General features: G+C 72.3%; 11 protein-coding genes and 1 pseudogene. 9 read left to right on the plus strand and 3 right to left on the minus strand.

Features of this window, described 5'->3' with window-relative positions; all coding sequences use genetic code 11:
* Positions 1-76 precede the first annotated feature (76 nt).
* From B9O00_RS26520 to B9O00_RS26535, 4 genes are all read left to right on the plus strand, one after another.
* Positions 77-2,293 (plus strand): ATP-binding cassette domain-containing protein, encoded by a 2,217-nt coding sequence (locus B9O00_RS26520; protein WP_085125744.1) that lies wholly within the window; start codon positions 77-79, stop codon positions 2,291-2,293.
* Complete coding sequence (locus B9O00_RS26525) at positions 2,290-3,276, plus strand: class I SAM-dependent methyltransferase (RefSeq protein ID WP_085125745.1); 987 nt, start codon at positions 2,290-2,292, stop codon at positions 3,274-3,276. Before B9O00_RS26520 ends, B9O00_RS26525 begins: the two co-directional genes overlap by 4 nt.
* A 73-nt stretch (positions 3,277-3,349) precedes the next feature.
* Positions 3,350-3,559: a hypothetical protein gene (locus tag B9O00_RS26530; protein WP_085125746.1), complete on the plus strand. Its 210-nt coding sequence runs from the start codon at positions 3,350-3,352 to the stop codon at positions 3,557-3,559.
* Between the two features lie 38 nt (positions 3,560-3,597).
* Positions 3,598-5,100 carry a B12-binding domain-containing radical SAM protein gene (locus tag B9O00_RS26535; RefSeq protein ID WP_085125747.1) on the plus strand — a complete coding sequence of 501 codons (1,503 nt, stop codon included), beginning with the start codon at positions 3,598-3,600 and terminating at the stop codon, positions 5,098-5,100.
* Here B9O00_RS26535 and B9O00_RS26540 read toward each other — a convergent pair.
* Positions 5,097-5,909 carry a hypothetical protein gene (locus tag B9O00_RS26540; RefSeq protein ID WP_085125748.1) on the minus strand — a complete coding sequence of 271 codons (813 nt, stop codon included), beginning with the start codon at positions 5,907-5,909 and terminating at the stop codon, positions 5,097-5,099. The two genes, B9O00_RS26535 and B9O00_RS26540, sit on opposite strands and share 4 nt — an antisense overlap.
* A gap of 151 nt (positions 5,910-6,060) precedes the next feature.
* On the opposite strand from B9O00_RS26540, the gene B9O00_RS33935 reads away from it, so the two are divergent.
* A complete protein-coding gene (locus B9O00_RS33935) occupies positions 6,061-6,828 on the plus strand; it encodes a class I SAM-dependent methyltransferase (protein WP_085125749.1) in 768 nt (255 codons plus the stop codon).
* A 32-nt stretch (positions 6,829-6,860) separates the two neighbouring features.
* On the opposite strand, the pseudogene B9O00_RS26550 reads toward B9O00_RS33935, so the two are convergent.
* Positions 6,861-8,186 (minus strand): annotated as a pseudogene (locus B9O00_RS26550) (wax ester/triacylglycerol synthase domain-containing protein); the annotation flags it as partial.
* On the minus strand, positions 8,183-9,361 hold the full coding sequence (locus B9O00_RS26555) for a glycosyltransferase (RefSeq protein WP_085125751.1): 1,179 nt from the start codon (positions 9,359-9,361) through the stop codon (positions 8,183-8,185). The gene B9O00_RS26555 and the pseudogene B9O00_RS26550, both read right to left, overlap by 4 nt.
* Positions 9,362-9,740: 379 nt before the next feature.
* On the opposite strand from B9O00_RS26555, the gene B9O00_RS26560 reads away from it, so the two are divergent.
* The 4 genes from B9O00_RS26560 (at position 9,741) to B9O00_RS26575 (ending at position 13,777) form a co-directional block, all read left to right on the plus strand.
* On the plus strand, positions 9,741-10,466 hold the full coding sequence (locus tag B9O00_RS26560) for a high frequency lysogenization protein HflD (RefSeq protein ID WP_085125752.1): 726 nt from the start codon (positions 9,741-9,743) through the stop codon (positions 10,464-10,466).
* A complete protein-coding gene (locus tag B9O00_RS26565) occupies positions 10,466-11,626 on the plus strand; it encodes an acyl-CoA dehydrogenase family protein (protein WP_085125753.1) in 1,161 nt (386 codons plus the stop codon). Before B9O00_RS26560 ends, B9O00_RS26565 begins: the two co-directional genes overlap by 1 nt.
* A 161-nt stretch (positions 11,627-11,787) precedes the next feature.
* Positions 11,788-12,441, plus strand: a complete 654-nt coding sequence (locus tag B9O00_RS26570; protein WP_179244001.1) for a GntR family transcriptional regulator — start codon at positions 11,788-11,790, stop codon at positions 12,439-12,441.
* A gap of 244 nt (positions 12,442-12,685) precedes the next feature.
* Positions 12,686-13,777: an ABC transporter ATP-binding protein gene (locus tag B9O00_RS26575; RefSeq protein WP_085125754.1), complete on the plus strand. Its 1,092-nt coding sequence runs from the start codon at positions 12,686-12,688 to the stop codon at positions 13,775-13,777.

Genomic DNA, 13,777 nt, shown 5'->3' on the forward strand with positions numbered 1-13,777 from the left:
CCCGTGGCCGTCATGCCGGTCAGGGGGCTTTGCCGCTTCGCCGCGGCGAAGCCGGAGGCCTGGGTGATCCGCCGCCATGTCCGCAGCAACTTTCGTCAAGCGCGTCTTTCTCCTGGTCCGGCCGTTCCCCTGGCTCCTGGCCCTGCTCGGGCTGACGCTGCTGCTGCAGATCTGGTACCTGCTGCTGATCCCGCTCGGCATGATGGAGATCTTCGACAGGGGGCTCCGCAGCGGCGACGTCCATACCGTCGCTCTCATGCTGTTCGTGCTCGCGATCGGCTTCGTCAGCCAGACCGTCGGCGGCTTTGCCCAGGAGCGCGTCGCCGCGCGCCTCGCCGGCCGGTCCCTCCGGCGCCTGCGCGACGCGATGTTCGCGCAGGTCCAGCTGCTGTCGGACGGGTTCCTGCGCAAGACCCCGAGCAACGAGATCGTCGCGAGCTTCGCCGGCGACCTGGCGAGCATCGAGACGGCGCTGGTCCGGGGCATGCCCAACCTGGTCCAGAGGCTGACCCTCATGGTCGGCAGCCTGGTTACCGCGCTGCTGCTCGAATGGCGCCTCGCGCTCGCCGCCTGCGTCATCCTGCCGGCGGCGGCCATGGCGCCGCGCCTGGTCTCCGGGCAGGCGCTCGCCGCGACGGTCGAGCGCCGGGACATCGAGGCGCGGATCGGCGATTTCGTCCGCGAGACCCTGGCCCTGGGGCGCGTGATCCGGGTGTTCCGGCTGCAGGACAACCGCCGCGCGGCCTTCGCGCGGGTCAGCGACGACTTCGACCGGGCGACGATCCGCGCCGGCGCCTTGAGCGGGATGGTCGGCCGGCTGAGCACGATCGGCGTGAGCTTCCTGCTCCTGGTCGTGATCGGCCTGGGATCGGCCCTGTCCGTCTACGGCCTGATTCTTCCCGGGGTCGTGGTGGCGTTCATCCTGATCCTGCTGAACATGGGCGCCGGCGCGATGGGGCTCGCCGAGGCGGTGCCTCTCCTGCTTCAGGGCGCCGGCGGCATGGCGCGGATCGACAAGCTCATGGCCGAGCGCTCCGCCGTGGCTCCGCCGCCGCCCGCCGAGGCCGAGGAGATCGCTGGCGTCGCGTCGATCGCCTTCGACGCGGTCTCGTTCAGCTATACCGGCGAGGCCGACAACCTGACGGACGTCTCCTTCTCGATCGAGGGCGCGCGCAGCGTCGCCTTCGTCGGCACCAGCGGCTCGGGCAAGAGCACGATCCTCAACCTGCTGCTGCGCCACTACGACGCCACCGAGGGCCGGGTCCTGGTCAACGGCATCGACATCCGGCGGATCTCCGACGGCTCGCTGCGCCGGGTCCTGGCGGTCGTCGCGCAGGAGACCGGGCTGTTCAGCCTCAGCATCGCGGAGAACATCCGGATGGGGCGCGAGGACGCGAGCGAGGCGCAGGTCGTCGAGGCCGCCAAGGCCGCCAACATCCACGACGAGATCGCGCGCATGCCGGACGGCTACGCGACCGAGGTCGGCGACCTCGGCGCGCGGCTCTCGGGCGGCCAGCGCCAGCGGATCGCGATCGCCAGGGCGCTGATCCGCAAGCCGCAGCTGCTCGTCCTCGACGAAGCCACCGCCTCGCTCGACCCGGCCAGCGAGGACGAGGTCCATCGCACGATCATGAAGCTGCACCACCGCTGCATGATCGTCGCGGTCACGCACAGGCTCCATCAGGCCGCGGAGATGGACAGGATCTACGTGCTCGACCGCGGCCGCCTGGTCGAGCAGGGGACGCACGGGGAGCTCGTCGCGCGCGGCGGACCCTATGCCGGCCTCTGGGCCAAGCAGAGCGGACTGTTCCTCAGCGACGACGGCCGCTCGGCCTCGATCTCGGTCGAGCGGCTCCGCCACGTCCCCTTCCTCGAAGGCCTCGACGACGCGCTGCTGGAGGAGCTGGCGCAGACCCTGCAGACCGAAGCCGCGCGGCCCGGCGACGTTCTGTTCGCCGAGAACGATATCAGCGGCAGGTTCTACATCGTCGTCCGCGGCGAGGTGGAGCTGACCGTGGCCGGGCCGCAGGGCCGACCGATCACGCTCGAAGTGGCGGAGATCGGCGACTTCTTCGGCGAGTTCTCGCTGCTCGACGAGAACCTGCCGCAGTTCGCGACCGCCCGCGCCAACGGCCACTGCGTGTTCCTGGCGATGTCGCGGGACGATCTCGCAGGCCTGCTCGACCGGAAGCCCGAGCTTCACGAGCGCGTCGTCGAGACCATCGACCGTCGCCTCGACGCCAAGCTGGAGGAGCTGGTCTACCGCCGGCAGGACGCGGCGGCCGTCTCGTGAGCCGGCGGCACCGCGCCGGCCGCGCCGCGGCCGAACTCCAGCCGCCGACGCCCGAGATGTTCGAGCCGGTCCGCTGCTACGGCTGCGGTGCCGCGGACGCGGTGCCGCTGGCGACGGCACGCGACGACTTCACCGGCAAGCCCGGACGCTTCAGCTACGTGCGCTGCACGCGCTGCGGCCTCGGCTACCAGAACCCGCGGCTCAAGCTCGAGCACATCGCCGGCTACTACGACGACGACACCGTCGCCGAGCGGGTCGAGGCCGGCTGGCGCTGGCTGCTGCCGGCCTACCGCTGGGCGGTCGAAGGCATCGAGCGGAAGCGCCTGGCGATCGTGCGCCGCCATCTGGCGCTCGACGACGGTTCCGCCGTGCTCGACGTCGGCTGCGGGGCCGGCCGTTTCCTGCGCGTCGTCAGGAGGACGAGCGGGGCCGCCGCGACCGGCGTCGACTTCAAGGACCGGGCCGCTCCGTCCTCGCCCGACGGTCCGGAGTTCAGGCAGGGCCTGTTCTGCGAGCAGGACTTCGCGGGCCGGACCTTCGACCTGATCACCATGTGGCACTACCTCGAGCACGACTACGATCCGGCGCGCAGCCTCGCCCGGGCGCGCGAGCTGCTCGGGCCGGGCGGCGTGCTGGTCGTCGAGGTGCCGCGCCTCGACAGCCTGACCCGGTGGCTGTTCCGCGACCGCTGGCCCGGCCTCCAGGCGCCGCAGCACCTGACCCTGTTCACGCGCGCGAGCCTGCTGGCACTGATCCGGCGCGCCGGCTTCGAGGTCGTCGAGTACCGGGCTTGCGGCAGCCTTCCGGCCTATTTCTACTTCTTCACCGGCGTCGCCTTCCTGTGGCTGGGCGGCCGCGGCCTGAACCTCGATCGCGCGATCCTGCCGTACTTTGTGGGCCAGCTTCTGGCGCTGCCGCTGCGGCCGCTCGGGCGCCGGCTCAACCTCGGCATCCAGACCGTTGTCTGCCGCCCGCGAGCCTGACCTCGCTTGACGCTGTCGTACCGCGGTCCGTACGCTACCGATGATTTCAGCCTAAATCAGGGAGAGGCGCGTCATGGCTTCACAGGACGAGGTGCAGGCGCTGAAGAACGAGATCGCCTGTCTTGAGCTCGTTGTCGGCTACCTGGCCAGCAGGGCCGAGGTCGACCTGGCGGACCTCAACGCCTTCGCGGAGAAGGTCATCGCCTCCCTTCCCGAAGCCCGCAGGGCGGGCATGCGCGACTCCCTCGGCCGGCTCGGGAAGGCCTACGAAGCGCTCGCCTGACGCGACCGCCCTCCGGGCATGGCGCGGAGCGGCGGTCCGTGAAGATCGGCGTTCTCGATATCGTCGCCGATGCGGCCTACGAGTCCTTCGCCAATCTCGCCATGGGCGCCTATTACCGTCGGCAGAAAGGCCAGCTCGGCCCGCAGTTCGTCGTCGTCTGGTGCCGGCAGCTCGGCCACGACGTCTCCTACGCGGTCTACGCCGGCCACGGCGATCCGCTGTCGCTGCTGCCGGACGATCTCGACGTCGTCTTCATTTCCGCCTTCACGCGCTACGCCCTGCTGGCCTACGCGCTGGCCAAGCGCTACCGGCAGGCCGGGGTGCGCACGATCCTCGGCGGCCCGCACGCCAAGGCGGCGCCTCTGGACAGCGCGCGCTTCTTCGACGTCGTGATCGGCGACTGCGACAGGGAGCTGCTCGACGAGGTGCTGAAGGGGCCGGTCGGGCCCGGCACGGTCCTCGACAGCGGCCGGCCGCTGACCGACATCCCGAGCGTCGCCGAGCGCGCCGCCGAGCTCGACCAGACGACCCGTAATCCAGGCCTGCCGCTCTGGCGCCGCATGATCCACCTGCTGGCCAGTACCGGCTGCCCCTACGACTGCAACTTCTGCTCGGACTGGAACTCCCGCTACCGGGCGCTGGGCACCGAGCAGGTGCGGGACGACATGAGGCTGGTGAGGAGCCGCTGGCCGGACGCGACCGTCATCTTCTCCGATCCGAACTTCGGCGTGCGCTTCGACCAGACGGTCGGCGCGATCGAGAGCCTCGCCCCGGACGAACGCCCGGCCTACGTGATCCAGTGCACGCTCTCGGTGGTCAAGGACGAGCGGCTGGAGCGCCTGCGGGCGACGGGCTGCGTCTACCTCGCCGCCGGGGTCGAGAGCTGGGCCGACTATTCCGGCAAGGCGGGGAGCGCCGGCAAGCAGGGCCGGGAGAAGCTCGAGCAGGTGTGCAGCCGCTTCGAGGCGATCGCCCGCGTCCTGCCGGGCGTGCAGGCCAACTTCATCTTCGGCGTCGACCAGGACGAGGGCGGCGAGCCCGCCGAGCTGATCAAGGAGATGCTGCGGCGCCTGCCGTCGATCAACGGCGAGATCAACATTCCGACGGTCTACGGCGGCACGCCGCTGTTCGATCAGCTGCTGCGCGAGGACCGGATCGTCCGGGGCATGCCCTACGCGCTCTACCGGCCGCCCTACCTGACCATGACGCTCAAGAACTACGATCCCCTCGACTATTTCTCGCAGCTCATCGACATCCAGAAGGCGGCCTTCTCGGCCCGCAGCTTCCGCTATCATCTGACTCGCGAGGCGCCGGCCTACCTCAAGGCCTACTCGGTGATCCGCAAGGCGACCGAAGGCGCCGAGCAGATCCGCGGCCTGCGCCGGATGCGGCAGGCCTTCCTGCAGGACCCGGCGATGGGCGACTTCTACGCCGGACGCTCGACAGGGCTGCCGCAGCTCTACGAGGCGGCGCTGCGGCGCCTGCTCGGCCGGCATCGCGAGCTGCTCTGCGACGAGGACATTCGCCCGGTGCTGGCCTAACCGGAGACGCGCAGCGCGAGGCAGATCTGCTCGACCGCCAGGTCGGCCCGGCGGAAGGGGGCGATCAGGGAGGGATGGCGCAGCGGCAGCTCGAGCTCCGCGGCGGCGGCCGTGCCGAGGGTGGTCTCGTCGGCCGTGTGAGTCGCATCCTCCCGCGCGCAGCCGAGATTGGCGACCAGGGTCTCGGCCGGGGTGACGACGAGGCTGCTGCGCGCCAGCAGGGTCAGGCCGAGCTGGAAGTCCCAGGTGTCGATCTCGCCGCGCCGGACCCGCGCGAACTTGTCGGCGAAGAAGCCGCGGACGCGCGGGTCCGCGAAGGCCGATTCGAGGATGCCCAGCTCCTCCGCCGTATCGAGCTGCGCGAGCCTGCGGTCGTAGTCCCGCCAGACGCGCCGCCAGCTCGCCCAGCCCCAGGGATGGAACACGCGCGAGAAGAAGTAGCTGGCGCCGGAGGGCGGCTGCGCGCCGCTCAGGTTGGTGCCGAGGATGGCACCGACGCGCTGGTCGTCGCGGTAGCGCGCCAGCAGCTCGCCGCAGAAGGGGAAGAAGGAGGCCGCCGGCAGGCAGTCGTCCTCCAGCACGATCGCCGCCTCGACCGTTTCGAAGACCCAGTCGAGGCCGCTGGCGATCCGGTCGCGGCAGCCCAGATTGGTCTCGCTGACGTCGGTCAGCACCTCGCAGCGCCAGGCTGGCGCCGTGGCGATCCGCTGCGCCTCGGCGCAGAGCGCCAGGTCGTCGGGTCGCTCCTTGCGCGGCCCGTCGGCGACGACCAGAAGCCGGGCGGGGCGGACCTCCGCGAGCCGCTCCATGACGCGCGCCGTCAGGTCCGGCCGGTTGAAGATGCAGAGCGCGACGGGCGTTTCCAGGCGAACCTCCGGGTCGACGGGCGGCGCGCACCTACCTATCGTATTTCCGGCGTCGGTGTCATCGGGCCGGCTCCGGCGAACGGGCGAGGGGGCGATGCGGGGACCGGGCGGAGCGGCACAGCGGCCGGAGGCGGGACTTCCCGACCCGCACCCGCCGCGCCGGCGCGACTACCTGGAGCGCCTGGCCGAGATCCATGTCCTGCTCCGGCCGCGCGCCTATCTCGAGATCGGCGTCTATCGCGGCGCCTCGCTGCGGCTCGCCGGTCCGGCGACGCTCGCGGTCGGGGTCGATCCCCTGCCGGACTACGCGCCGGAGGCGGGCGGCCGGGTCCGGATCTACCGGGAGACCAGCGACGCCTTCTTCGCGCGGCCCGACCCGACCGAGGCCTTCGAGGGCCGGCCGCTCGACCTCGTCTTCATCGACGGCCTGCACCATTTCGAGGCCGTGCTGCACGACTTCGTCCAGGCCGCGCGGCTCTGCGCGCCGACGGCCTGGATCCTGCTCCACGACACGCTGCCGCAGGACCAGTTGATGACCGCCCGGCCGCGCGCCACCCAGGCCTGGACCGGTGACGTCTGGAAGGTCGTGCCCTGCCTCAGGGAGCAGTGCCCCTCGCTGCGCATCGCGACGATCGACACCGCGCCGACCGGCCTGACGCTGATCGGCGGCATCGGCCCCGAGGCGCGGACGCTCGACGCGCGCTACGACGACCTGGTCGAGCGCTACGCCGGCCTCGGTTTCTCCTGGTTCGAGGCCAACGGGCGGTCCGCCGCCAACACGCTCCCGGACGGCCCGGGCGTCGTGGAAGGGCTGCTCTCGGCCTCGGGGCCGGCGAGCTCGGCGAGCGCGCCCTCGATGTGACGGGCCAGCCGCTCGGGCGCCACGACCACGTCCGGGTCGCAGGACAGCGTGACCGTCAGCGTCCCGCCGAGCGTCAGCACCGCGAAGCGGAGCGCCAGCTCGCCGCGCACCGGGGTCGGGATGTAGGCGAGCTCGACCGGATTGCCCCGCACCCGGAGCGTCGCGGCCGGGCCGCGCAGGCTCGCCAGGTGGAAATGCGGCGCCTTGTCGTAGAGACGTCCCGCCGCGCGGCGGTAGAGCGGCATCGGCAGCAGGGTCAGGAGCCCGAAGAGGTTCTGCAGCGCCGGCGCGTCCGCGGCGCGCTCGGCCGTGATCCGGCCGAGGCGGCGCAGCCGCTCCGCCGGATCGGCCTCGCCGACCGGCAGGGGCACGACCATCAGCGACGGCATCTCGACGAAGTCCTTGGTCACCCCGAGGCCGCGCCGGGCGACGCTGACCGGGACCTGGACCACCTGCTCGCGCGGCTCCAGCCCGCGCTCCTGGAACCAGCGCCTCAGCCCGCCGGCGATGGCGGCGAGCACGACCGCGTCGAAGGTGAGCGGATCCGCCTGGGCCGCCCGGATGCGCTGCACGGTCTCGAGCGCGCAGACCGCGACGGCGATCGCGTTGCGCGGGCCGACCGGGGCCCGGAGCGGCGAGGCGGCCCGCCGTCCGCCGAGCTGCCGCCGGCAGGCCGCGCGCGTCGCGCGCCAGCGCGCGACCTCGGCCGCCGGATCGCGCCACGCGCCGATGCCTCGCGCGAGCGCCGCCAGGCCCGCGCGGGAACGGCCGGCGGCGTGACCGAGCGCGAGGCCGATCCATCGAAGCCTGCCCGGCTCCGGGGCCGGCGTTCCGCCGGTCGCCTGCTCCGGTGCCGGATCGTTCCGGAACAGCAGGTTGCCGATGCTGGCGAGGGCGCCTTCGCCTTCCGTGATCGCGTGATGGAGCTTGACCACGACGGCCGAGCGCCCGCCGGGCAGCCCTTCGGCCACGACCATCCGCCAGAGCGGCCGGGACTGGTCGAGCGGCTCGCGGACGAAGCGGCAGAGGGCCGCGTCGAAGGCATCCCAGCCGTCCCCTGCTTGCCCCTCGGGCGCCCCGATCTCCAGCCGTTCGACATGCCGCTCGACCGAGAAGGCGGGATCGTCGACCAGGATCGGCGGGGCGAGGCCGAAGGGGCAGTCGGCGAGCCGGCGGCGGAAGCGGCTCGGCAGCAGGCCGACGCGGCTGCCGACCTGCGCCCTCAGCGCCTCGAGATCGAGCGGCCGGCCGTCGCCGTCGGCTGCCAGGATCAGCACCAGGCAGCCGTGGCGATCGTCCCGGGGGCGGGTCAGGAAGAAGCGCCCGACGCGGGGCAGCCGCTCGAAGGCCTCGCTCATGCCCTTTCCAGGCGTCCCTCCTCGGCCAGCCGCTCCAGCAGGGTCGCGACCTCCGGGAGGTCCGGCAGGGCCTCGATCTCGCTGCGGAAGGCGGCCATCGACTCGCGGTAGCCGGGCTCGGCGAGGACGTCGCGGACCACCTCCCGCAGCCCCGGCACCGTCAGGTCCGCGCGCGCCAGGCTCCGTCCGATGCCGAGCGCTTCGCAGCGCACCGCCTGCAGCGGCTGGTCCGATTCGATCGGGATCAGCACGATCGGCACCGCCGCCAGGGCGGCGGTCATGATGGTGTTGAAGCCGGCGTGGCAGACGATCGCGTCGGCGTGGGGCAGCAGCTCCGACAGCGGGACGTAGCTCACCGCACGCACGTTGCGCGGCAGCGGCCCCAGGTCCTCGGGCGCGCGCGTGTCGCCGCTCGTGACCACGACCTCGACCGGCAGCGCCGCCAGGGCCTCGATGATCAGCTCGAACAGGCCGGGCACCCGGTTGTAGTTGGTGCCGAGCGTCGCGACGACGAGCGGACGCCCGCCCAGCTCGCCGAGCCACTCCGGACTCCGGTCGCCGCGCCGCTTGTCGCAGGGGCGATAGCGGATGTGCCGGGTCGTCGGGATCGGACGCGATTCCGCCGGCCGGTAGCAGGCCGGCGCGAACTCGAAGCGGAGATGGCGGAACAGGCTGTGGAGCTCGGGATCCGGCGCGAGCCCGGCCTCGCGGCGGCGCTCGGCGATGGCCGGGCCGGCGACCCGGCGGTCGCGTTCCTGGAAGCCGAGCCCGTAGCCATAGGAGACGTGCGGGATGTCGTGGCGCTCGGCGAACAGCCAGGCGGCGAACTCCATCTGGTCGCGGATCACGAGATCGGGGCACCAGCGCTCGGCCAGCCGCTCCAGGTCGGGCAGCAGGCGGCGCACCGTCTCGCCGGCATAGAGCTCGGTCAGCACCCAGATGTAACGCGCCTCGGCAGGCATCTCTCGGGCGGCCCGGAAGAATCGGGCGGCGTCGGCGCGCAGCCAGTCGAGCCCCAGCGGCTCGGCCTCGAGCCCGAACGAGGCCACGGCCGGCACGAAGGAGGGCGCCGAGACGACCTTGACCTCATGGCCGTTCGCCGCGAGCTGCCGGCAGAGCGGGACCAGCGGCTGGAGATGGCCGGTCGCGGGCTGCACCGAGAACAGGACGCGCATGGAAGGGCTTTCGATCGCCGTGGGGCCGCAGCGTCGGTTGCGTCTAGGGACGAAGCCGGCAGGCGGTTGCCGCCATCGCGTCCGCGGGCGGCAGGACCGTGCTGCCGCTGCCGTCGACCAGGACCCCCATCGATCGTCACCCCGTCACGGGCCCGCCGTTGTCGGCAGGCGGGCGAAGTATGGCCGCAAGGCGTCGTGCCCCGCAAGCACGCGGGCCGGGACATACCGCCGCCTGCTCCGTCTCGTCTCGACCGCGGGGCGATGTTGCCGGGACTCTGGGTCCGAGCCGCCGCCTCTTGCGAAGGGGGGCTCGCTCGTGCTCTTCGTGGCAGCCGGGCCGCCCGTCGCAGGGCGGGTGCAGCGGGGTCGTCGAAGGGGGATGGAGTTGGAAGGGTTCCTGGCGCTCGGGTTTCTGTTCGGCATGCAGCACGCGCTGGAGGCCGACCATCTGGCGGCGGTCGGCGCGATGGCGATCGGGGCGCGCGGCTCGAAGCGGGGCCTGGCGCTGCGCGGGGCGCTGTGGGGCCTCGGCCACACCATCACGCTCTTCGCGATCTGCGCGGCGGTGATCCTGCTCGGCCTGACCCTGACCGACCGGCTGGCGGCCGCGCTCGAGTTCGGCGTCGGGGTCATGCTGGTGCTGCTCGGCCTCGACGTGCTGCGGCGCCTGCGCCGGCAGCGGATCCACTTCCACGCCCACCGCCACGGCGAGGGCAGGGCCCACCTCCATGCCCACGGCCACGCCGGCGCGACGCGGCCGCACGACGCGGACCCGCATCGGCACCAACATCCCTCCAGCCCGCCCCTGCGGGCGCTCTTCGTCGGCCTGATGCACGGCGCCGCCGGCTCGGCCGGCCTGCTCGCGCTGGCCGTGGCGGCGACGCGCGACGCCTGGCTGGCGGTCGGCTACGTGCTGGTCTTCGGGCTCGGCTCGATGCTCGGCATGGCGACCCTGTCGTTCGTCGCGGCCTGGCCGCTGGGCGCGGCCGAGCGCCACGCCAAATGGCTCTACAAGGGCCTGTCGTTCGGCGCCGCCGCGCTCGCCCTCGGGCTCGGCGCCGACGTGATGGTCGAGACCGGCCGCGCGGCCTGGGGCGGCTTCTGATGGCCGGCGAGCGACAGGACCACCGGGAGATCCGCGACGCCGTCGCGAAGCTCTGCGCCGGCTTTCCCGGTGAGTACTGGCGCGCGCTCGACGAGCGTCGCGCCTACCCGACCGAGTTCGTCGAGGCGCTGACCGAGGGCGGCTGGCTCGCCGCCCTGGTCCCCGAGGACTACGGCGGGGCCGGCCTGCCGCTCTCGGCCGCCGCGGCGATCCTGGAGGAGATCCAGCGCCAGGGCTGCAACGGCGCGGCCTGCCACGCCCAGATGTACGTCATGGGCACGATCCTGCGCCACGGCAGCGAGGCGCAGAAGCAGGCCTACCTGCCGGACATCGCCTCGGGCGCGCTGCGCCTGCAGGCCTTCGGCGTCACCGAGCCGAGCAGCGGCACCGACACGACGGCGCTGCGCACCACCGCGCGGCGCGAGGGCGACCGCTACCTCGTCAACGGCCAGAAGATCTGGACCAGCCGGGCCGAGCACTCCGACCTGATGCTGCTGCTCGCGCGCACGACGCCGCGCGACCAGGTCGCCAAGAAGACCGACGGCCTCTCGACCTTCATCGTCGACATGCGCAAGGTGCTGGGCAAGGGCCTGACGATCCGGCCGATCCGCACGATGATGAACCACAACTCCTGCGAGGTCTTCTTCGAGGACATGGAGGTTCCCGCGGCGAACCTGGTCGGCGAGGAGGGCAAGGGCTTCCGCTACATCCTCTCGGGCATGAACGCCGAGCGGATCCTGATCGCCGCCGAGTGCATCGGCGACGCCAAGTGGTTCATCGAGAAGGCGACTGGCTACGCGAAGGAGCGCGTCGTCTTCGGCCGGCCGATCGGCCAGAACCAGGGCATCCAGTTCCCGATCGCCAAGGCCTACGCCAGCATGCGCGCGGCCGAGCTGATGGTGCAGGAGGCGCTGCGCCTCTACGAGGCCGGCGAGAACCCGGGCGCCGAGGCCAACATGGCCAAGATGCTGGCCGCCGACGCCTCCTTCGAGGCGGCCAACGCCTGCATCCAGACCCACGGCGGCTTCGGCTTCGCCGAGGAGTACGACGTCGAGCGCAAGTTCCGCGAGACCCGGCTCTACCAGGTCGCGCCGATCTCCACGAACCTCATCCTCTCCTACCTCGCCGAGCACGTCCTCGGCCTGCCGCGCTCCTACTGACCCGGCCGGAACCGACGGTCCGGGGCGATCCGATGATCCGCCTCGCGATTCCGCGCGCCCGCCGGATCACGCCTTGCCTCGTATATCAGATCGTATAGGATATCGGGCGACTCGCCGGCGGACTGCGCATCGGCGGGAGGGGGAGCGGGCTTCGAAAGAGCATGGCGATCCGGCGCCACAGGGGTCTGGCCGATGACGTCTACGGGGCGATCTTCGACAAGCTCATGTCCCTGGAGATCGCTCCGGGGGCCCGGATCTCCGTCGACGGCCTGGTGCGCGAGCTCGAGGTCTCGCAGACGCCGATCCGCGAGGCGCTCGGACGCCTGGAGAGCGAAGGGCTGGTGGTCAAGACCCACCTCGTCGGCTACAGCGCGGCGCCGCAGATCTCCCGCCTGCACTTCGACGAGCTCTACGAGCTGCGCCTGCTGCTGGAGCCGGACGCGGCACGCCGCGCCGCCCGCAACGTCACCGAGCAGGCCATGCGCAGGCTGACCAATACCGCCGATCGGATGCGCCGGCTCGACAGCGGCCGGGAGCGGCTGAGCTACGCGCGCTTCGCGCAGCTCGATGCCGAGCTGCACGACCAGATCATGGAGATCGCCGGCAACGGGCTGATCCGAGCCACGCTGACGCACCTGCACACCCACTTCCACATCTTCCGGCTGATGTTCCACGCTCGGGTGACGGAAGAGGCGCTGGTCGAGCACGAGAGCCTTCTCGTGGCGCTGTCCTCCGGCGACGAGGAGGGCGCGGAACGGGCCATGCGCGCGCACATCGCACGGTCGCGCGATCGCCTGCTGGTGGCATTCTCATGATGCGCGATGCATCCAGCGCGGATTCATGCCATCCTCGCTGCTGCGGGAGCCCGCCTGGAGCAGGGGCGAAAGCCCGACCCCGCGGGGGCGCCAGGCAGGCGATCCGCCCGAGACAGACCGCGTCATCCATAAGACGCGGCGCCGCTGCGGCCCGGGTCCGGGCCGCCGACGGCACCGAGGCCCGGCCGCGCCGCCGGCTGTTCGCCGGCCGTCGACGTCCGCCGCGGCGCTAGAGGGGGAGGCGATGGGGCAGGCCGGGAACTGCGCGCTCAGCCTTGCGAAAGTCGGCAAGTCCTACGGCAGCGTGCGCGCGCTCGACAACCTGTCCTTCAACGTCGCCGAAGGCCGCTTCTTCGTGCTGTTCGGTCCGAGCTCGGTCGGCAAGACCACGACGCTGCGCACCATCGCCGGCCTCGTCGCGCCGGACCGCGGCCGGGTCGAGATCTTCGGCCGCGACTGGACCCGCGCGCCGATCGCCGGGCGCGGCGTCTCGATGGTCTTCCAGTCCTTCGCGCTCTACCCGCACCTCAGCGTCTACGACAACTTCGCCTATCCGCTGGTCGAGGAGCGGGTGCCGCGCTCCGAGATCGACCGGCGCGTGCGCGAGACCGCGGCGATGCTCAGGCTCGAGCCGAAGCTCGACCGCAGGCCCGGCACGCTGTCGGGCGGCGAGCAGCAGCGGGTCGCGCTCGGGCGCTCCCTGATCCGCCGGCCGCGCATCCTGCTGCTCGACGAGCCGCTGACCAACCTCGACGCCAAGCTGCGCCACGACATGCGTGCCGAGCTGAAGCGCCTGCACCGGCAGTTCGGCCTGACCGTCGTCTACGCCACGCCCGACGAGCTGGAGGCGCTGTCGATGGGCGAGGAGATCGCCGTGATGCGCGACGGCGGCATCGTGCAGATCGGCACGCCGGACCAGCTCTACGAGACGCCGCGCGACCTCTACGTCGCCGGCAAGATCGGCTCGCCGCACATGAACCTGATCCGCGGCACGCTCGCCGCCGACGGGGCCGGCCTCGCCTGCGGCATCGGCGCGCTGCCCTTCGCGCGCCGGCTCGGCGGGGCGGCGGCCGGCGAGGCGGCGGTCGTCGGCATCCGGCCGAGCGACATCCGCCTGGCGGGCGACGGCGAGAGCGGCCTCGCGGCGCGCATCGCGATGCTGGAGCCGCTCGGCGACATCACCGTGGTCTCGGTCGAGGCCGGCGGCGCGACGCTGAGGATGGTGCTGCCGGAATCGGCGGCCTCGTCCCTGGCGCCCGGCCAGGCGGCCTCCGTCGTGCTCGACCCGGCGCGATTCCACGTCTTCCGCGCCTCCAGCGGCCAGGCGATCACCTGA

The sequence above is a fragment of the Tistlia consotensis USBA 355 genome, from assembly GCF_900177295.1.
Classification (GTDB): domain Bacteria; phylum Pseudomonadota; class Alphaproteobacteria; order Kiloniellales; family DSM-21159; genus Tistlia; species Tistlia consotensis.

What these genes read in the sequence shown, in the direction of transcription:
- B9O00_RS26520 (WP_085125744.1), top strand. Translation starts at nt 77, where the DNA reads ATGTCCGCAGCAACTTTCGTCAAGCGCGTCTTTCTCCTGGTCCGGCCG.
- B9O00_RS26530 (WP_085125746.1), top strand. Translation starts at nt 3,350, where the DNA reads ATGGCTTCACAGGACGAGGTGCAGGCGCTGAAGAACGAGATCGCCTGT.
- B9O00_RS26540 (WP_085125748.1), bottom strand. Translation starts at nt 5,909, where the DNA reads ATGGAGCGGCTCGCGGAGGTCCGCCCCGCCCGGCTTCTGGTCGTCGCC.
- B9O00_RS33935 (WP_085125749.1), top strand. Translation starts at nt 6,061, where the DNA reads ATGCGGGGACCGGGCGGAGCGGCACAGCGGCCGGAGGCGGGACTTCCC.
- B9O00_RS26555 (WP_085125751.1), bottom strand. Translation starts at nt 9,361, where the DNA reads ATGCGCGTCCTGTTCTCGGTGCAGCCCGCGACCGGCCATCTCCAGCCG.
- B9O00_RS26560 (WP_085125752.1), top strand. Translation starts at nt 9,741, where the DNA reads ATGGAGTTGGAAGGGTTCCTGGCGCTCGGGTTTCTGTTCGGCATGCAG.
- B9O00_RS26565 (WP_085125753.1), top strand. Translation starts at nt 10,466, where the DNA reads ATGGCCGGCGAGCGACAGGACCACCGGGAGATCCGCGACGCCGTCGCG.
- B9O00_RS26570 (WP_179244001.1), top strand. Translation starts at nt 11,788, where the DNA reads ATGGCGATCCGGCGCCACAGGGGTCTGGCCGATGACGTCTACGGGGCG.
- B9O00_RS26575 (WP_085125754.1), top strand. Translation starts at nt 12,686, where the DNA reads ATGGGGCAGGCCGGGAACTGCGCGCTCAGCCTTGCGAAAGTCGGCAAG.